The organism is Paenibacillus sp. FSL E2-0177 (genome assembly GCF_037992975.1).
Lineage (GTDB): Bacteria > Bacillota > Bacilli > Paenibacillales > Paenibacillaceae > Paenibacillus_AQ > Paenibacillus_AQ odorifer.
In genome coordinates this window covers 5333270-5352519 of sequence record NZ_CP150307.1, presented here as the reverse complement: position 1 = coordinate 5352519, position 19250 = coordinate 5333270, and the positions used below count along the sequence as shown (strand labels likewise).

Here is a 19250-nt window from a genome sequence, read left to right as displayed (position 1 = left end):
TCATGGCTTCAAAGCAACCATCTAAATTAAGCGGATTTGTATATACGAACAACGGATGGAAGTATAGCGCAGTGACACGCTATGCTCTTTTCCTGTTACTCGGACTAGTGTTCTACTTCAGCTTGTCGCCAGAATTGCTACCTAAGAAATATGATATTAAAGAGAATACTTACAGTGCAAAGGAAATAACGGCACCGAAACAAATTAAGGACACCAAAGCTACGTTAAAAGCAGCTGAGGAAGCGGCCGAAAGCGTATCTCCCAAGTACAAAATTATCCCGATGAGGGCAGACAACCTAGTGACCTCGCTGCTGGACCGGATAGATCGCCTCAATCAGGATGATCTGATCTCGCAAAGCGATAAGACGGGGATTTATCGTGATGAAATCCCGCAGAGAGCCAGCGATTTCATCTTGAATTTCGTAGCTTCCAATCGGGGCAGCGCTACATATTCAGATCACCTCTTGGATGAAATGCAATCTGTCATCAAAGAGCAGACCTATGTCATTCCGGAAGAGACTTACATTAAGATTCCGCGCCTGACCTCTCAGGACATTATCGAGATGAAGCCTGTCGCCCGAGATATTGTAACTAGGCTGATGAATGATCAGATTACGGATGCGCAGACCGCTCGCGCCAAGGTAGCGGAACAGGTCAGTATTAGTTCTCTAAGCCAGCGTACAGCGCGTGAGGTTGTTCAGGAGCTTGTACGTCTTGTGATCACAAGTAACAAGTTCTACGATGAGGATGCTACCAAGGAAGCAAAGGTACAAGCCCGGGAGAACACACCTGATGTATTCATTGAGCAAGGGGACACGCTTGTTGCTAAGGGGCAGCTAATTACTCCAGAGCTCTACACTCTTTTGGATGAGAATGGACTACTAAGCAATGAGGTGAATTACTGGCCACAGTTAGGCCTATTGATTCTCTCTGCGATGCTCTCCGTCGGTTTGCTTGCGTTCATTCGTTATTCAGGCGGCACCTCAGGCTTTAAGTACAACAATTCTCAGCTATTGATGCTGGTGCTTGTATTTGTTATAACTATTATCTCTATGCGGCTGGCCGCTGTTTTGCAGACCGATGTCCGATCTTATATCGGATTCCTGGCACCGGTGGCGATCGGCGCAATGTTAATTGCAATGCTTCTGGACATGCCTTTGGCCTATTTCTGCTCCATTCTATTCAGTGTACTGGCGAGTGTTATTTTGAATGTGCAGCAGAACTCAATCTTTGATTTTAACTTTGGTTTCTTTGCTATCGTGGTTTCGTACGTGGCTATCTTTGCGACTCACCGTGCGGGTCAACGCTCCACGCTCCTTAAAGGCGGGATTATGGTATCGCTTTTTGGCTGTCTGACAGTCTTTATGCAGATACTGTTAGGTGGAGGAGCATGGAAAGAGGTAGGTACCTTGTATTCGGTTGGTTTTGCTTTTGCAGGGGGACTATTGACGGCTGTACTTGTGATTGGGCTAATGCCTTTTTTCGAGGCAACCTTTGGTATTCTATCGGCATTGAAGCTGGTAGAATTGTCTAATCCAAACCACCCGCTGCTGCGCAAACTGCTTACCGAAACGCCGGGAACCTATCACCATAGTGTAATGGTAGGTAACCTGTCAGAAGCTGCCGCGGAAGCGATTGGAGCAGATGGGCTATTGTGCCGGGTTGGATCGTATTATCATGATATTGGCAAAACAAAACGTCCGTTTTATTTTATCGAGAATCAGAATAATATGGAAAATCCACATGACTCTATTGAACCGAAGCTTAGTAAATCTATCATCGTTGCCCACGCCCGTGACGGGGTGGAAATGCAACGAGAATATAAGCTGCCAAAGCCAATCCGTGACATTGCGGAGCAGCATCATGGAACAACGTTCCTGCATTATTTTTACCATAAGGCACTGAAGCTGGCGGAAGAAAAAGGTGTCGAGGCTGATTTTACCGAGGAAGATTTCCGTTATCCTGGACCGAAAGCCCAGTCGAAGGAAGCAGCCGTTGTGGGAATTGCCGACAGTGTCGAGGCTGCAGTGAGATCATTGCGTAAGCCAACTGTTCTGCAGGTGGAAACGATGATTGAGAAGATTATTAAAAGTCGACTGGATGATCATCAGTTTGACGAATGTGATTTGACGATTAAAGAATTGGATATTATTGCACGGACTCTGAAGGAGACGGTTATGGGAATTTTCCATTCACGGATCGAATACCCAGAAGATGTGCGTAAGCCGAAAAAAGAGGAAGGGGCACCTAACCCATGAGTTTGGAGATCGTTTGGGATAACGAGCAGGAAGAATACGAGATAAAGGACGATCTCATTACGCTGCTGGAGAGTATTTTGCAAAAAGCAGGTGAAGCGGAAGGGATCGATCGGGGCGAGGTAGCTCTTACTTTTGTCGATAACGTTCGTATACATGAGTTGAATTTGGAATATCGGGGCATTGACCGTCCGACGGACGTGCTTTCTTTTGCTATGAATGAAAGCGGAGAGGACGAGCTGGACATTATATACGAGGTAGAGGAAGGCGAGGCGCTGGAAGATGTTCCAGACGTACTTGGGGATATAATCATTTCCGTAACTCGTGCGCAGGAGCAGGCGCTGGAATATGGCCATTCACTGGAACGAGAGCTTGGTTTTCTTTTCGTTCACGGATTTCTGCATTTGTTAGGATATGATCATCAGGATGAAGCCTCAGAAGCAGAGATGATGTCCAAGCAAGAAAAAGTACTATCTCAGGTTGGGTTGACGCGCTAATGGTGAAGAACACGGCGGTAGGGCACAAGAAGTTCTGGCACTCTTTTCGGTTTGCATCGCAAGGCTTAGTGTCGGCATTCAAATCCGAGCTTAACATGAAGGTGCATTGCTGTTTAGCGGTGGTTGTGCTAATAGCCGCTGCCGTGTTCAGACTTCCGCTGGCCAGTTGGATGTTGCTGCTGTTCTCGATCACGCTTGTCCTAACTGCCGAATTGCTTAATACGGCGATTGAAGCGACGGTTGATCTGATCTCGCCAGAGATTCATCCACTGGCTAAGAGAGCAAAAGATACCGCCGCAGGAGCTGTGCTTCTCACGGCGGTGTTTGCTGTCTTAGTTGGGATCTATGTTTTTTATCACCCTGTGATGGACTGGATTAGCGGACTTATGTCATAATCAGGATACAAAATCAATTCAGGGGAGAGGCGGACCCGCGTTTTGCGATTCCGCCTCTTTCGTTACTGAATAATTTGAAGTGAGTTATGTACCCGAATATATCTCATGAAGTACACTGATAAAATTTAGCGCACGCTGAGAAAATAACGATAAACGAAACTAATTAGATGTTTACGAAGTGAGTTTTGTGCGAAGAAAAATCAATGAAGTCAATACTCAACAAACTTTAGGAGGACAAAATATGGATTCTACTCTTCTTATGCAAGAGGCGATTAAAGCACGAGCAAAAGCTTACATTCCATATTCCCGATTCGGAGTGGGAGCTGCCCTTCTTGATCAGGATGGTCATATTCACCACGGCTGTAATGTGGAAAATGCTGCTTTTGGACCAACCAACTGTGCGGAACGGACAGCACTATTCCGTGCGATTGCGGATGGACACGCTGTTGGTTCTTTTAAAGCAATTGCCGTAGTAGCTGACTCTGACGGCCCCGTTTCACCTTGCGGTGTGTGCCGGCAAGTAATGATTGAGTTGTGTTCGCCGGATATGAAGGTTATTCTTGGGAACATGAAGGGTGATATCGTTGAGACTACGGTGGGAGAATTGCTTCCAGGCGCTTTTGGTCCCGTAGATCTGAAGCAAGGACAAGCTCCAGAATAAAATGAGGTTTTGATTTAATGCCTGTGCCTGTTTAAAGGCAAATCAGGCATAGTTAGACGAAGGTTGCTACTTTAATTGCACAATGTACAGTTAAATTGCTACTCTTTCGCGACAAAAATGAATTTAGTTGCAGATAGTACAATTAAATTTATGATAAAGCCCATATTTGGCTCTTAAGACAGGATTTAATTGCACAAAATACAACTAAAACACCAAAAACATAAACTCAACCTAAAATTAATTGTACAAAGTACAATTAAAAGTGTTCTAGTTCTACCAAGTTAGGCTAAACTGGTGCAAACTATGTGTTTTTAGAGTAACATTACGAGGTAAGCGCCACGGCAAAAGCCGTCAGCGATTTTAATTACGTAAGGTTACTTGTAACACAGCCTAAAGCCAATCATCTCAGTAATCTTTATTCATGGTGAGGGCAATGCGAACCGTGTGAATAAGCGACAGTGAAGCGTGTCCCCGATAGGGGAGGAAAGCGCTCATGCACCATAGTCCCTCTAATCCAGCCTAACGTTGCAGTTACGCCCATTTCCGGGTGTCCAGAGGGCCGGGGCCCTTGGGGTCCCCCTTGGCTAAGGGGGATTTAGGGGGATCGAAAAAGATCTTAAAAGATTTTCAAACGCAAATTTAGAAGGTAAGTATGGAAGGAAGATAATATGAAATTCAAATCAGGCTTTGTCGCAATTATCGGCAGACCAAACGTAGGTAAATCAACACTCATGAACCAGGTCATTGGCCAGAAGATTGCCATTATGTCGGATAAGCCACAGACAACCAGAAACAAAATCCATGGTGTTTACACAACAAACACTTCACAAATCGTATTCCTGGATACACCGGGAATTCATAAAAGACAGTCCAAGCTAGGCGACTACATGAACCAGACTGCAATGAGTACACTGGGTGAAGTAGAAGCTGTGTTATTCCTTGTGGATGCGTCAGAGGGCTTGGGCGGTGGAGACCGTTACATTGCCGAGCAATTAAATGGTCTGAAGACACCGGTGATTCTGGTGCTCAACAAGATCGATAAAATAGAGCCGGAAGCTCTGCTCCCGCTTATGGCTCAATATAACAAGCTGCATGATTTTGCCGAAATTATTCCGATTTCTGCGAAGATGGGCAGCAATGTTAACACGCTGTTAGAGCAAGTTGCCAAGTACTTGCCGGAAGGCCCTCAGTATTATCCGGAAGATCAAATCACGGATCACCCCGAGCAATTTGTCTGCGCGGAATTAATCCGGGAGAAAATTCTGCATTTGACTCGTGAAGAAGTGCCACACTCTATTGCTGTAGCCATCGAAGATATGAAGGTTGAGCCTAATGGAGTAGTGCATGTTTCAGCTGTTATTTTTGTTGAGCGTGATTCGCAAAAGGGAATTATTATCGGCAAGCAAGGGGCAATGCTGAAAGAGGTCGGCAGACGGGCTCGGACAGATATTGAGAACCTGCTGGGTTCGAAGATTTTTCTGGAGCTATGGGTAAAAGTGAAAAAAGATTGGCGCAATCAGGACCGCGTTCTGCGGGATTTGGGCTTCCATAAAGACCTTTAAGTTAATTCCGTTATTCCTCGTTTGGTAGGAATTGCAAGGATAGAACCTGCTCCATCGCACCATCCTAATTCTTGATAAGAGACATCGTCTTTCCCAAGAAAGGATGAATACGAATGCGAAACTTTTCGTGGAAGTATTTTGCAATGACAGGAGACGTCGATGCTTACCTGCTGTATAAGGAAGCTGGCCATCCGCTTGAAGATAGTGGATTACAGCTAGTGGAGGAAGAGAAGGCCTGTGATGAAGAAGCGCAATAAGGACTGGTTGCTTGCCGAATGGTTGGGGGAAGAGGCATGCTACACAGGGTGGAAGGGATCGTCATCCGCAGCATGGACTACGGCGAGGGGAACGCAATTATTACGCTTTGCACCGAGAACGCGGGAAAAGTAGGGGTTCTGGTGCGTGGCGCAAAGAAGGTCAAAAGCCGCCATGCTGCATTGATCCAACTGTTCACCGTTGGGGAATTTGTTTTTTTTAGAAATAATGGAGGACTTGGGACACTAAATTCTGGCGAAATTACGAAGTCGCACCATCCGCTGCGTGAGGATTTGATCAAAGCTGCTTATGCGTCTTATGCGTGTGAACTGCTTGATCGTGTTCTGCATGATGAGGAAACGGGAAGCTTTTGGTTTCGCCAGCTTACGGCCTGTCTTAATGCACTTGAAGAGGACAAGGAACCCGGCGTTATCATAAATGTCTTTGAAATGAAAATCTTACAGGCAGCCGGTTATGGTCCTGAATTCGATTCTTGTGTAATTTGTGGTGCCGAGAAGCCGGATGATCAACTGCTGGTCAGCCCTCGCCTTGGTGGAGCACTGTGCCGCAGTTGTAAACATAATGACCCTCCAGCCATGGAGGTCTCTGCTCGTGCGTTGAAGCTGCTGCGATTATTCGCCAGACTTGACCTGACTAGACTAGGCAATGTGGATGTAAAGGAAAGCAGCCGGGATGAGCTGAAAAAAATTATGCGGGCCTTTATGGATGTGCAACTCGGATTAAAGCTGAAGTCACAAAGTTTCCTAGACCAGCTCGACAAGTACAAGATTTGACGAAAGCTGATTTTTCCGTTACTATAGGATCAGTTTATTATATGATCGTCGTTATGCTCCAATTGGGGAGAGGCGTGCATTGATCGGGAAAGTAGTGGACTGTATTGTCGTTATTCAGCGAGCTGGGGGCAGTGGAAGCCTAGCGGGACAACGTTCATGAACATGGCACCCGGGAGTACGAATGCGGCGAATGAAAGTGGATTTCGTTCTTGTTTTGGCAGCAAACTTGCTTATACAAGGTATGAAATCAAGTAGGGTGGAACCGCGGGAGAATAAGTTAAGCTCTCGTCCCTATGTCTGTTAATCAGGCATGGGGGCGGGGGCTTTTTGTTGCTGTCAGGAGCTAAAAGTGCCGCCTCCATGGTAGAAAGTTTTAGGCAAGCTGTTGTAAAAAACTTGTAAAGCGAAGGAGACGGTATTATGAACTTCCAGCAGATGATTTTGACACTGCAGCAGTTCTGGGCTGAACAGAACTGTATCATCGTACAGCCTTATGACACAGAAAAAGGCGCCGGCACGATGAACCCTATGACTTTTTTACGCTCACTAGGTCCTGAGCCTTGGAGAGTGGCTTACGTAGAGCCTTCACGTCGTCCCTCCGATGGTCGTTACGGAGAGAACCCGAACCGTCTGTATCAGCATCACCAATTCCAAGTAATCATCAAACCCTCACCAGATAACATTCAAGAGATCTATTTGGATAGCTTGAAAGCACTCGGTATTGATCCGCTCTTGCATGACATCCGTTTTGTAGAGGATAACTGGGAGAATCCGTCACTGGGCTGTGCGGGTCTGGGATGGGAAGTATGGCTGGACGGTATGGAGATCACTCAATTTACTTACTTCCAGCAGGTAGGTGGCATCGAAGCTAACCCTGTTGCTGTAGAAATCACTTACGGGATGGAGCGCTTAGCCTCTTACATTCAGGATAAAGAAAATGTGTTCGATCTTGAATGGGTAAGCGGTATGACTTATGGTGATGTTTTTCATCAGCCGGAGTTCGAGCATTCTACCTACACTTTTGAAGTATCGGATGTAAAAATGTTATTCTCGCTGTTCAACATGTATGAAGAGGAAGCACGTAGAGCGATGGAGAAACATCTTGTGTTTCCAGCCTACGATTATGTGTTGAAATGCTCACATAGCTTTAATCTACTCGATGCGCGTGGGGCAATTAGTGTAACTGAACGGACTGGATTTATTACCCGAGTGCGTAATCTTGCCCGCTCCGTAGCGGCAACATATCTTGAGGAACGCGAGAAGCTTGGCTTCCCGCTGCTGAAGAAAGAAGGTGCTGACCGTGTCTAAAGATATCCTGTTTGAGATCGGTCTGGAGGAAATTCCTGCACGTTTTATCCGTGCTGCGATGGAACAGCTGCAAGATAGAATGTCCAAGTGGTTGGATTCTGCACGTATAAACCATGCTGGAGTTACTGCATATGCGACGCCACGTCGTCTCGCTGTATTTGTTAAGGACGCGGCTGAGAAGCAAGAGGATATTAGCGAAGAGGTCAAAGGACCTTCACGCAAAATCGCGCTGGATGCTAACGGCGACTGGAGTAAAGCTGCGCTAGGATTTGCCCGCAGTCAAGGTGTATCTCCAGAGCAATTTACATTTAAAGAACTAGCTGGCGTGGAATATATTTATGCCACAAAAAATAGTGCGGGTGTAGAGACTGCTTCTTTGCTCACAGAAGGACTTCTGGGTATTGTAAATGCGATGACTTTCCCGAAGAACATGCGCTGGGGAGCTTACGATTTTAAATTCGTTCGTCCGATTCGCTGGATGGTTGCTCTTTTTGGTAAAGAGATCATTGATTTGGAAATTACGGATGTAAAAGCGGGTAATGTGAGCCGTGGACATCGTTTTCTGGGTACAGAGACTGTAATCTCGGAGCCTGCACAATATGTGGAGAGCATGCGCGCGCAGCATGTACTTGTGGATGTGAAGGAACGGGAAACGCTTATCCTGGATCAAATCAACAAGTTGGCTGAAGAGAAAAGCTGGACGATTGCGATTAAAGAAGATCTTTTGGAAGAAGTACTGTTCTTGGTAGAAACACCAACCGTGCTCTTTGGAACCTTTGATCCATCTTTCTTAGAGATTCCTCAGGATGTGCTGATTACCTCGATGCGTGAGCATCAGCGTTATTTCCCTGTTTTTGATGCAGCTGGCAAGCTACTTCCATTCTTTGTAACCGTACGTAACGGGAATGCAGAATCCTTGGATGTTATCGCTAAGGGAAATGAAAAAGTGCTTCGTGCTCGTCTATCAGATGCCAAATTCTTCTATCAAGAAGATCAAAAGATGAAGATTGACGATGCGTTAGCCAAGCTTGAGAACATTGTTTACCATGAAGATTTGGGCAGCGTAGGGGATAAGGTGCGCCGTATTCGCCAAATCTCTGATCGTCTGGCTGTGAAGCTTGGACTATCAGCTTCTGCTGTGTCCGAAGTAAGTCGCACTGCGGATATTTGTAAATTCGACCTTGTAACACAAATGGTTTATGAATTTCCTGAGCTGCAAGGAACAATGGGTGAAGATTATGCACGTAAAGCAGGCGAGCCTGAAACTGTGGCAAAAGCGATCTTCGAGCATTATCAGCCACGATTTGCAGGAGATGCTGTACCTTCAACAGAAGCAGGTTCAGTTGTCAGCATAGCGGACAAAATCGATACGATTGTTGGCTGCTTCTCCATCGGCATCATTCCGACAGGATCTCAGGATCCATATGCCCTGCGCCGTCAGGCTGCAGGTATTGTCCAAATTGTGCTTGAGCATAAATTGCCAATTACGCTGCGCGAAATTTTTGAAGCGGCGATTGAAATTCATGAAAATTCAGGAAATACGAAACATTCTGGAGATGAACTACGTATAAACCTGTACGAGTTCTTCGGTCTGCGTGTAAAACGTCTTTTATCTGACAATGTACGCTATGATGTTGTGGACGCTGTTACAGCGGCTGGTTTTGACGACGTGGTAGATGTTGTGGGCAGAAGCCGTGCTCTTATGGCTGCTGTGTCCGACCAAGCAGATTTCAAGATTACCGTAGATTCGCTTACTCGTGTCAGTAATTTGGCAAGTAAAGCAACCAGTGAAGTGATTGATCCTGCTTTACTTAAAGAAGATGCTGAATTGCAGCTTTTTAATACATGGCAGGAGCTTCACGCACCTTACCTTGAAGCTATGGCGGCAAAAAATGCCGAAGAAGCACTTCGGATTCTTTCGGGTCTAAAAGACGCCGTTACAACATTTTTTGATTCCGTTATGGTTATGGCGGAGGACGAGCAAGTGCGTGCTAACCGTTTGGCTCTGCTTGCTGGTATTGATGCTGACTCCAAGTCGTTCGCTGATTTCGCGAAGCTTGTCTGGTAATTTTAATCAAGAAAATTTGAATCTTATGGTATAGAATGTTGGTTTGGGGTATAAATATACGGAACGGTGCCAATGCGTCATTTGACATCCGTTCCGTATTTATGCTTAGAAAGAAGGATTTCTTGCGGAGAGGGCGTATATATATTACACGGGAAATTGGTGATGATCATGGAGAAGTCCCAGTCTAGAACGATAGTGGTGGATGGGGATGCTTGTCCGGTCAAAAAAGAGATCGCTGAGGTAGGTCGCACCTTTGGTGTTCCGGTACTTATGGTATCTTCTTATGACCATGCACTGAAAGCTGAAGAGGGTGTAACGGTTGTGCAGGTGGATCGAGGAGATCAGAGTGCCGATCTATATATTGCCAATCATATTACTGCAGGAGATGTGGTATTGACTCAAGATTATGGTCTTGCGGCACTTGCACTAGGTAAACGATGCAGTGTGCTTTCATTCCGTGGTCAGGAATACGACAATTTCAAGATGGATTTTATGTTGGAGGGTAGACATGCCAGGGCTGTGGAACGAAGACGGGGACATTATTCCAAGGGTCCAAAACCCATAACGGCAGAAGAAAAAACTTATTTTCAACATAAACTGACAAAACTTTTAATACTTTTGCAGGAGAATGTGGAGCAATAGCGAATTATATTTATTTGTTAAGAGATGAAGGTGGTTGAAGTGGCTAGCGGACACGGCAATATTCCGGAAGAGGTTATCGAAAGCGTGCTTGCGCGTCATGATATAGTCGATACAGTCGGTAAGGTTGTTCATTTGTCCAAGCAGGGGAAATATTTATGGGGCCTCTGCCCGTTCCATTCGGAGAAAACCCCTTCCTTTACTGTTACCCCCGACCGGGGAGTATTTCATTGCTTTGGCTGCGGTATGGGTGGAAATGCCATCAAATTTAGGATGGAAATCGAAGGATTAACCTTCCCCGAAGCTGTCAGAATAATGGCTGAAGAAAGTGATATTCCCGTTCCAGAAGGTAAGGGAGGTATGATGTCTCCTCCTGATCCGGAACGCGACCGGTTGATTCAAGCTTATGAATGGTCGGCAAAGTTCTATCATTACTTGCTGAAGAACACGGAACACGGCAAAGCCGCTATGGACTATTTAAGAGGCCGGAACTTCAGTGATAAAATGATTGATCAGTTTCAGATCGGATATGCTCCGGACCGCTGGGATACTTTGCTGCAGTTTTTGGAGAAACGAAATTTTGATCTTGCGGAAATGGAGAAAGGCGGACTTCTGTCAGCCCGCGGTGAGGGCAAAGGCTATTTGGATCGTTTCCGTGGCCGGATTATCTTTCCGATTGCCAACCGTACAGGCAAGGTAATCGCATTCGCCGGAAGAATACTTGGAGAGGGTCAACCTAAGTATTTAAATTCTCCGGAGAGTAGATTGTTTAACAAAAGCCGGATATTGTACAATTTGCACCAGTCCAAAGCATCCATTCGCAAAACTCGACAAATCGTCCTGTTTGAAGGATACGGAGATGTCATCTCATCCTGGGAAGCGGGTGTGCATAACGGCGTAGCAACGATGGGAACGTCCTTGACGGAGGGTCATGTAGCACTGATGAAAAGCCTGGCTGATGAAATTATACTGTCTTACGACGGTGACCGGGCGGGACAAGCAGCAGCCATGAAGGCCATTCCGATGCTTGAAGGCAGCGGCCTGCGTGTAAAGATCGCCTTACTGCCAAGCGGGGTGGATCCGGATGAATTTATCTCCAAGCATGGAGGAGAAAGATTTAAAGATCAGGTTATTGATTCAGCAGTTTCATCCATAAAATTTAAGCTTATATATCTGAAAAAAAACCATATACTCCTAGAGGAAGATGGCAAAATCGCCTATGTCAAGGAAGCCTTAGAAGTTATTGCTTCACTGCATTCCTCAACAGAGCGAGAGGTTTATCTGAAGGAAATCGCTGCTGAACTCGAACTTTCATATGATAGTTTGAAGCAGGATTGTAATTTACTTAGGGCATCGATGCAAAAAAACATCCCTGAAGGGGATAATAACGACAAAAGGTGGAATAATGGTAGGCATAAAAAAGGGCAGGTGCAGACACCGACCTTACTACCCGCTTATCATGTCGCGGAACGGCGTCTATTGTCCTTTATGATTCAGGACCCGGAAGCCGCCACGTATGTGGGCGAACGCCTCGGAGAAGATTTCAACATCGTTGATCATGCGGCAATTGCTGCTTATCTATATGCCTATTACGCGCAAGGCAAACCACCCGGCATTAGTCGGTTTCTATCATCACTTCAGGATGATCGTCTGGAGAAAACTGCGACATCAATATCCATGATGGATACCCCTCCGGACTGGAATATGCAGGTTCTAGATGATTGTATTCGTGAAGTGCGGAAATACCCACTGCAACGCAAAATGGAACAGAAGCGTGAAGAGATGATTCAGGCTGAAAAGTCAGGTGACTTTTTGCGTGCGGCACAAATAGCAAGTGAGATTATAGCCCTAGAGAGACAATGACATGTTGACAGGATGTACCTAGGGAGGAGGGAGTCGAATTATGGCGAACGATCAGCATACTGAATTGGAAGCAGAATTTACTTTGGATCAGGTGAAGGATCAGCTCATTGAGCAAGGTAAGAAAAGATCATCATTAAATTACAAAGATATTATGGAGAAATTATCGCCGTTTGATCAAGACCCCGAGCAAATGGAGGAGTTCTACGAGCAACTCAGTGATTTGGGAATTGAGGTTGTAAACGAGAACGATGAAGAGGTTAACAGCCTCCGACCAAGTGAGGATAATGAGGATAAAGACAGCGATGATTTCAGCTTTGATGACGATCTGTCACTGCCACCAGGGATCAAGATTAATGACCCTGTCCGTATGTATCTAAAAGAAATCGGACGCGTTCCTTTGTTGTCGGCTGACGATGAAGTTGAGCTTGCTATGCGGATTAAGAATGGCGATGAAGAAGCTAAACGCCGTCTTGCAGAGGCGAACCTGCGTCTCGTAGTAAGTATCGCGAAACGTTATGTCGGACGCGGTATGCTGTTCTTGGATCTGATTCAAGAAGGTAATATGGGTCTGATCAAAGCAGTAGAGAAATTTGACCATAACAAGGGATTCAAATTTAGTACGTATGCGACTTGGTGGATTCGCCAGGCCATCACTCGTGCGATTGCGGATCAGGCGCGTACCATTCGTATTCCTGTACACATGGTGGAAACGATCAACAAGCTGATTCGGGTTTCTCGCCAATTGCTGCAAGAACTGGGACGCGAACCTTCCCCAGAGGAAATTGCGGCTGAGATGGAACTGACGGTGGAGAAAGTTAGAGAGATCATGAAGATTGCCCAAGAACCTGTATCCTTGGAAACACCAATAGGTGAAGAAGATGACTCTCATCTAGGAGACTTCATTGAGGATCAGGAAGCATTGGCTCCTGCGGATGCAGCGGCTTATGAACTCCTGAAGGAACAGCTGGAGGATGTGCTGGACACGCTCACGGAGCGTGAAGAGAATGTACTTCGTCTGCGTTTTGGCCTTGATGATGGACGGACAAGAACGCTTGAAGAAGTCGGCAAGGTGTTTGGTGTTACCCGGGAACGGATCCGCCAGATCGAAGCCAAGGCATTGCGCAAACTTCGTCACCCTAGCCGCAGTAAACGGCTTAAGGATTTCCTTGAATAGTATTTCATGAACTGGACCTTCTGCTGCTCAGTGGCAGGAGGTTCTTTTATTTGAATTTACGCTGGTAAAAAATGTGTTGACCTTGTGTATCTGGAAAGAAGGATGAGCCAGTGAATTTGGAAAAACGCGACATCATTATAAAAGAGATTCAGTATTGGAGAAAAAGCCGGTTGCTGCCAGAGCAGTATTGCGATTTCTTAACCAATCTGTATGACGATGAGGATGCGAATAAGGATAACAATCCAATTTCGCTGAGAAATTTACAGCAGGGAAGCATCAAAATTTGGCTGTTTTCTTTTGGAATTATTTCCTTGATTTTCTTGATTAGTCTTTATTTTAGCGTTTTTCCCTGGCCTTTGCAACTTGCAACCGCACTATCTGTATTAATTATTTGTTATGGATACTCCGCCGTTTATAAGGACCGGAACAATGTTATCAGTCTTATCCTAGCGGGGCTGGGCAGTGTTTTAACGCTTGGTTTTGGGCTATGGCTGATTGATTTGCATGATCTGGATCCTCAGCTCTGGAGGCCTATTCTAATTGGGTGCTGCGGCTTGTTATGGTGTATTTTGGGATTTTTACTCCGGATAGGTTTGTTGCAGTACTGTGGTTTTGCTTTTTGGGCATTACTGTATGCAGGGTTCTTCGGTGGAAGAAGCCCGGAGGCCTCTATATTTGAACTGGAGTTCCTATGGCTGCCATTGTGTGTGCTGATGGTATGGTTAAGCTGGCTTTTGCATCATAAGGTAAGAGGTGTTGCCAGTGTTTATTTTGCAGTGGGAGTATCGCTTTGGATCATGCCAGAGCTTGACGCTCTTTTATTAAGACAGGATTATCCGCAGTGGATTTCATTGATGCTGATCCTAAAGATTGCAGCAGGGTTAGCTTTGTTGTTTGGGTTTCGAAAAAAATGGATAACGTGGGTGGCAACATGAACAATGTGAAATTATCAGATCGGCTTCAGCAATTGCTGGAGCAAATTCCGCAAGGAAGCAGATTAGCAGATATCGGTTCCGATCATGCCTTGCTTCCTGTGGCCGCTGTCGAAAGCGGTAAGGCTGTGTTTGCAATTGCAGGTGAAGTAAACCCGGGTCCCTTTGATGCTGCTTGTAAGGGCGTTGCAGAGGCTGGACTAGGGAAGGTGATCTCGGTGCGCCGTGGAGATGGCCTTGAGGTTCTGGAACCTGGTGAAGTCAATTGTATCACGATTGCTGGCATGGGAGGCGCATTAATTGCCGCGATTCTGGACCGGGGTCAAAGCCAGGGGAAGCTAAAAGAGGTTACAACCCTTTTGCTTCAACCGAATGTAGGCGAGGATATTTTGCGCCGCTGGTTATTAAATAATAAATGGGTACTCGTAGCTGAGAGAATTTTGGAAGAAGACGGGAAGCTATATGAAGTATTGACGGCTGTACCAGAAAATACGGAAGCTGGAATTACAAATGAAAGTGTATATCGTGAATTAACCTTGGGGGATTCCGCTAAAGTCCTTGGGCAAGAGGCCTTGCTTCAAATGGGACCATGGCTGCTTCAAGCACCAAATGCTGTGTTTTTTGCTAAGTGGCAGGGTGAGATTCAGAAATTGGAAGGCATTTTAACATCGTTGTCACGTTCAGAACTCGAATCTGCTGAGCATAAACGGAAACAGATTCAAGGTCAGATCAGGGAAATTACGGAGGTGCTACAATGTTTGCCAAGGGACAAACAGTAATTCAGTATATGGAGCAACTGGCTCCTAAGCATTTAGCTGAGGATTGGGATAAAATTGGTCTTCAACTGGGCACGCTGCAAAAAGAAATCACTAATGTATTAGTTGCTTTAGATGTGAATGATGAGGTAGTTGAAGAAGCGATTCGTCTAGGCTGCAATTTGATTATTGCGCATCATGCGATTATTTTCCGTCCATTGCAAGGAATCCAGACAGACACACCGGCGGGCAAAATGTATGAAAAATTAATTAAGAATGACATTGCGGTGTACATCAGCCACACGAATCTGGATGTCACCGAAGGTGGAATGAATGATTGGATGGCTGAAGCTCTTGGCATAGAAAACGGAGTACCCATCAAAGGCATTCACTCCGAGCAATTATCAAAGCTGGTAGTATTTGTGCCGAAGGATCATCATCAGAAGGTTCTGGATGCTATTCTGAATGCTGGAGCAGGGGCAATTGGCAACTATAGTCATTGCAGCTTCAATATCGAGGGATACGGTACTTTTATTCCAGGAGAAGGCACGGATCCTTATATCGGGGAAAAAGGTAAGATGGAACGTGCCGAGGAAATTCGTATTGAGACGATCGTCCCGCACTCCATCCGCAACAAAGTGGTGCAGGCTATGCTTAAGGCCCATCCTTATGAAGAGGTTGCCTATGATTTGTACTCAATGGATCTTAAAGGCCGCAGCTTAGGACTTGGGCGGGTAGGAAAGCTCAAAGAGCCTACAACCCTTGGACAATTCGTGGAGACGGTAAAAAAAGGCCTGAAGGTAGACCATGTACGGGTTGTTGGTGATTTGGACCGTCCGATTCGTAAAGCTGCCGTTCTCGGTGGCTCGGGTGGAAAGTATTATAACAGTGCTATTTTCCGCGGTGCGGATGTCCTGGTTACTGGGGATCTGGATTATCATACAGTTCAGGATGCTGCGCTCGCCGGAATCACTCTGATTGATCCGGGACATAATGCGGAGAAGATCATGAAAGAGAAAGTAGCAGAGTGGATGGCTGGAAAATTGGCCGAGCATAAGTATGATACAGCTGTGCATGCTTCGCAGGTGAATACGGAGCCATTTAAGTTCCTATAAAATTGCCATTTAATAATGCTTGTGCCAGACATGTGATGTCTGTATAATATATAATGTTGTTCGGAAAGTTTGACAGACAATCGCCGGTGACGTGAAGACGTCACGGGAGGAAAGTCCGGGCTCCATAAGGCAGGATGCTGGATAACGTCCAGTCGGCGCGAGCTGAAGGATAGTGCCACAGAAATGGACCGCCGATGGCCGCCTTAGGGCGGCACAGGCAAGGATGGAACCGAGGTGTAAGAGACCCCGAGGAACGCTGGTGACTTCGTTCCTGGTAAACCCCATCTGGAGCAAGACCTAATGAGACGCAGCTGAATAAGCAGCCTTAGCCTGAGGCGCGTCTAGGTTGGTCGCTGGAGCTGTGCAGTAATGTATGGCCTAGATAGATGATTGTCGCTTATGGTGGGAGGGTAGTTCCCGATCGAACCACGACGAGCACAGAACCCGGCTTACGGCAAACTTTCCTAACTGCAACGTTATAATAACAACACCATACAAACGGCGACGTATCCCGGTAACCCGGCTTACGCCGCCTTTTTTGTTGCAAACAAATGCGGATACGGCAAATATATAAAGCAGTAAATGCGATAACATGCAGGGATTTGGAACGTGATATGCAGAAATTAGACTATTTAGAAGAATTGCTAGCGGCTGATGATGTCTGATGGCTGGTGGTTGATGAGCTGATGGTAGATAGTAGATGGTTGATGGTTGATGGTTGATGGTTGATGGTTGATGGTTGATGGTTGATGGTTGATGGTTTGATGAGCTGATATGCTAACGGACCGAGATGCAGCTATTTGTGTATTTTATGCCTTTTTGGAGGAGTTTCGGACTGGAGAGCCGTTATTCGGCATAAATAGGGTGGATATCGGGCGTTTTGGATCGAATAGTGACTATGGGGTCCGATAGCAAACCAAATGAGCGGAATTGATGCAAATAAGAGCGCTGGGGTCCGATACAAACCTCCAGAACTCCAGAACTCCAGAACTCCAGAACTCCAGAACTCCAGAACTCCAGAACTCCAGAACTCCAGAACTCCAGAACTCCAGAACTCCAGAACTCCAGAACTCCAGAACTCAGAACTCCAGAACTCCAGAACTCCAGAACTCCAGAACTCCAGAACTCAGAACTCCAGAATTCAGAACTCCCGAACTTCCGAACGCCATGGTTACTTTGACGCCAGAAATAGATTAGTAGCTAGCAAACTGTAACAATGCGGAGCTTGGCTAATCTTCTGCGGAAAGATTGGAGTTAGTAGCGAAATATCAATTGTAACCTCTGGCTGTAACTTCCTGTGAAATCGGAGTTAATTGAGTGGTAGATGTGTTGAGTAACTAGAGGATGTTTGGTGATGCGGAAAGCGAAATGTGGGAAATGGGACATATGACGTGCAAATTTGCTGAATGCGAAATGAGATGTGTAGAAATGCGAATGTGGAAATACGAAATAAGCTGTACAGAGGCGCTGAATAATGGCAATTCGAAATGTGACGAGCAAAAATTGCTGAATGTGAAATGTGAAAATACGAAATGAGCTATGTAGTGCCACAAAAGTAGAAATGCTAAATGTGATTTGCAGAAATGCGTAAAGGTAACATTCTGCAAATGCGCAAAAGTGAAAGCTCAGAAATCTGCTCACAAAAAACGGCTTCCCCGTCCAATAAAGGATGGAGAAGCCGTTTTATTTTGCCATCGTAGGTATTGATTACGAGCAGTTGTTCACGACCGAACGATGTTTTGATTTTGCTGCCATTGTACCAATGCTTTCTCTAGACGCTGGACAGCAACAGGAACTTGCTCGGGTGGCGTGTGTGTGAAGTTAAGGCGCATTTTGTTTTTGTGAGGCTCCGCTGAATAGAATACCTCTCCGGGTACGAACGCTACTCCGTTTTCCACTGCCAGCGGGAGTAATTCCTTAGTATTGATCTCTTCGGAAAGGGTAAGCCATAGGAACATGCCGCCTCTTGGCTCGAGGAAATGTGCTCCTTCCCAGTTATGTGATCTGAGTTCTGCGGACAGGAGCTTCATACGCGAATGATACTCTTTTGAGATGAGGCGGATATGCTGTTCAATATCAAAATGCAACAGCAGCTCATCTAAAGCACGCTGGTCGATGGTGCTGGAATGCAGATCGGCTGCTTGCTTTGCCTTGGCGATGGTCTTGATTAGTTCGGAATCGCCGATAATCCAGCCGGTGCGCAGGGCAGGGGCGACGATTTTGGAGAAGGTCCCTGTGTAGATTACACAATGATCCCCGCCGAAGCTTCTATCGATGGAGGCTAATGAGGGTGGATATAGAGTTTTATCTTCATCAAAGGTTATTTCTCCATAGGGATTGTCCTCTAGAATAAGAACACCGTAACGGCGGCAGATTTCAACCACCTTCTCGCGGCGTTCTTTACTCCATGTTGCTCCAGACGGATTGTTGAAGGTCGGAACTGCGTATAGCAGTTTTGGCCGATGTATCCGAATCTGCTCTTCCAACTGATCCGGCAGAATGCCATGTTCATCATTTGGTATCGAATGAATAGCAGCCCGGTAAGAACCGAGCACTTGTAGTGCTGCCAGATAGGTGGGCGCTTCCACAAAAACTGCATCGCCGGGATCCAGCAATATTTTGCATAACAGATCTATAGCTTGCTGTGAGCCTGTAGTCAATACCATCTCAGAGGCTGTAACCGGGATGCCTTGCCGGGTAAGCCTTTCAGCAATTTTGTCACGTAGTGGAGTAAAACCCTCGGTAAGCCCATATTGAAGCGCTGAGGTGTCGCTGGAGAGCACGCGATTATAGGCATCACGTACGGCCTCCAAGGGAAACAAATCCTCCCCAGGCAGCCCGCCTGCAAGTGAAATGATGTCATTGCCCTGTGTAACTTTTAGAATCTCCCGAACTGCTGATGACCCGAGATGATTGGCTGCCGTTGAGTATTTGATATCCATAAATTAGTTCTCCACCTTTCGATTTGATGCTATCA

Annotated in this window: 17 protein-coding genes and 1 other RNA gene; 17 read left to right on the top strand and 1 reads right to left on the bottom strand. The window is 46.0% G+C overall.

Annotated elements, in window-relative coordinates:
- Window positions 1–2 precede the first annotated feature (2 nt).
- The 17 genes from MHI25_RS23960 (at window position 3) to MHI25_RS23880 (ending at window position 17470) form a co-directional block, all read left to right on the top strand.
- Window positions 3–2258, top strand: a complete 2256-nt coding sequence (locus MHI25_RS23960; protein WP_036683831.1) for an HDIG domain-containing metalloprotein — start codon at window positions 3–5, stop codon at window positions 2256–2258.
- A complete protein-coding gene (ybeY, locus tag MHI25_RS23955) occupies window positions 2255–2752 on the top strand; it encodes an rRNA maturation RNase YbeY (RefSeq protein WP_076129001.1) in 498 nt (165 codons plus the stop codon). The genes MHI25_RS23960 and ybeY overlap by 4 nt, the downstream gene beginning before the upstream one ends.
- A complete protein-coding gene (locus MHI25_RS23950) occupies window positions 2752–3147 on the top strand; it encodes a diacylglycerol kinase family protein (RefSeq protein WP_076129003.1) in 396 nt (131 codons plus the stop codon). The genes ybeY and MHI25_RS23950 overlap by 1 nt, the downstream gene beginning before the upstream one ends.
- A 241-nt stretch (window positions 3148–3388) precedes the next feature.
- A complete protein-coding gene (locus MHI25_RS23945) occupies window positions 3389–3808 on the top strand; it encodes a cytidine deaminase (protein ID WP_076129005.1) in 420 nt (139 codons plus the stop codon).
- Between the two features lie 668 nt (window positions 3809–4476).
- Complete coding sequence (era, locus tag MHI25_RS23940; protein WP_036683823.1) at window positions 4477–5370, top strand: GTPase Era; 894 nt, start codon at window positions 4477–4479, stop codon at window positions 5368–5370.
- A 113-nt stretch (window positions 5371–5483) separates the two neighbouring features.
- A complete protein-coding gene (locus MHI25_RS23935) occupies window positions 5484–5627 on the top strand; it encodes a YqzL family protein (protein ID WP_076098533.1) in 144 nt (47 codons plus the stop codon).
- 36 nt (window positions 5628–5663) lie between these two features.
- The gene (gene recO, locus MHI25_RS23930) at window positions 5664–6419 is read left to right on the top strand and encodes a DNA repair protein RecO (RefSeq protein ID WP_036683821.1); all 756 of its coding nucleotides are present in this window, start codon (window positions 5664–5666) and stop codon (window positions 6417–6419) included.
- A gap of 420 nt (window positions 6420–6839) precedes the next feature.
- Window positions 6840–7727 carry a glycine--tRNA ligase subunit alpha gene (glyQ, locus tag MHI25_RS23925; protein WP_036683820.1) on the top strand — a complete coding sequence of 296 codons (888 nt, stop codon included), beginning with the start codon at window positions 6840–6842 and terminating at the stop codon, window positions 7725–7727.
- Window positions 7720–9795 (top strand): glycine--tRNA ligase subunit beta, encoded by a 2076-nt coding sequence (gene glyS / locus MHI25_RS23920; RefSeq protein ID WP_076185259.1) that lies wholly within the window; start codon window positions 7720–7722, stop codon window positions 9793–9795. Before glyQ ends, glyS begins: the two co-directional genes overlap by 8 nt.
- Window positions 9796–9957: 162 nt before the next feature.
- Window positions 9958–10437 (top strand): DUF188 domain-containing protein, encoded by a 480-nt coding sequence (locus MHI25_RS23915; RefSeq protein WP_076103766.1) that lies wholly within the window; start codon window positions 9958–9960, stop codon window positions 10435–10437.
- A gap of 24 nt (window positions 10438–10461) precedes the next feature.
- Entirely contained in the window at window positions 10462–12297 is a 1836-nt protein-coding gene (dnaG, locus tag MHI25_RS23910; RefSeq protein ID WP_232061436.1) for a DNA primase, read from the top strand.
- Between the two features lie 40 nt (window positions 12298–12337).
- Window positions 12338–13471, top strand: a complete 1134-nt coding sequence (rpoD, locus tag MHI25_RS23905) for an RNA polymerase sigma factor RpoD (RefSeq protein ID WP_036683799.1) — start codon at window positions 12338–12340, stop codon at window positions 13469–13471.
- A 110-nt stretch (window positions 13472–13581) separates the two neighbouring features.
- Window positions 13582–14406, top strand: coding sequence for a hypothetical protein (locus tag MHI25_RS23900; RefSeq protein ID WP_036683797.1), 825 nt, complete (start codon window positions 13582–13584; stop codon window positions 14404–14406).
- 5 nt (window positions 14407–14411) lie between these two features.
- Complete coding sequence (locus MHI25_RS23895) at window positions 14412–15182, top strand: class I SAM-dependent methyltransferase (protein ID WP_076192145.1); 771 nt, start codon at window positions 14412–14414, stop codon at window positions 15180–15182.
- Window positions 15158–16273: a Nif3-like dinuclear metal center hexameric protein gene (locus MHI25_RS23890; protein ID WP_340394490.1), complete on the top strand. Its 1116-nt coding sequence runs from the start codon at window positions 15158–15160 to the stop codon at window positions 16271–16273. Before MHI25_RS23895 ends, MHI25_RS23890 begins: the two co-directional genes overlap by 25 nt.
- Window positions 16274–16337: 64 nt before the next feature.
- Window positions 16338–16740: RNase P RNA component class A (gene rnpB, locus MHI25_RS23885), an RNA gene on the top strand.
- A gap of 466 nt (window positions 16741–17206) precedes the next feature.
- Entirely contained in the window at window positions 17207–17470 is a 264-nt protein-coding gene (locus MHI25_RS23880) for a hypothetical protein (RefSeq protein WP_340394489.1), read from the top strand.
- Between the two features lie 524 nt (window positions 17471–17994).
- On the opposite strand, the gene MHI25_RS23875 is transcribed toward MHI25_RS23880, so the two are convergent.
- A complete protein-coding gene (locus MHI25_RS23875) occupies window positions 17995–19215 on the bottom strand; it encodes a PLP-dependent aminotransferase family protein (RefSeq protein WP_076304284.1) in 1221 nt (406 codons plus the stop codon).
- Between the last annotated feature and the right edge of the window lie 35 nt (window positions 19216–19250).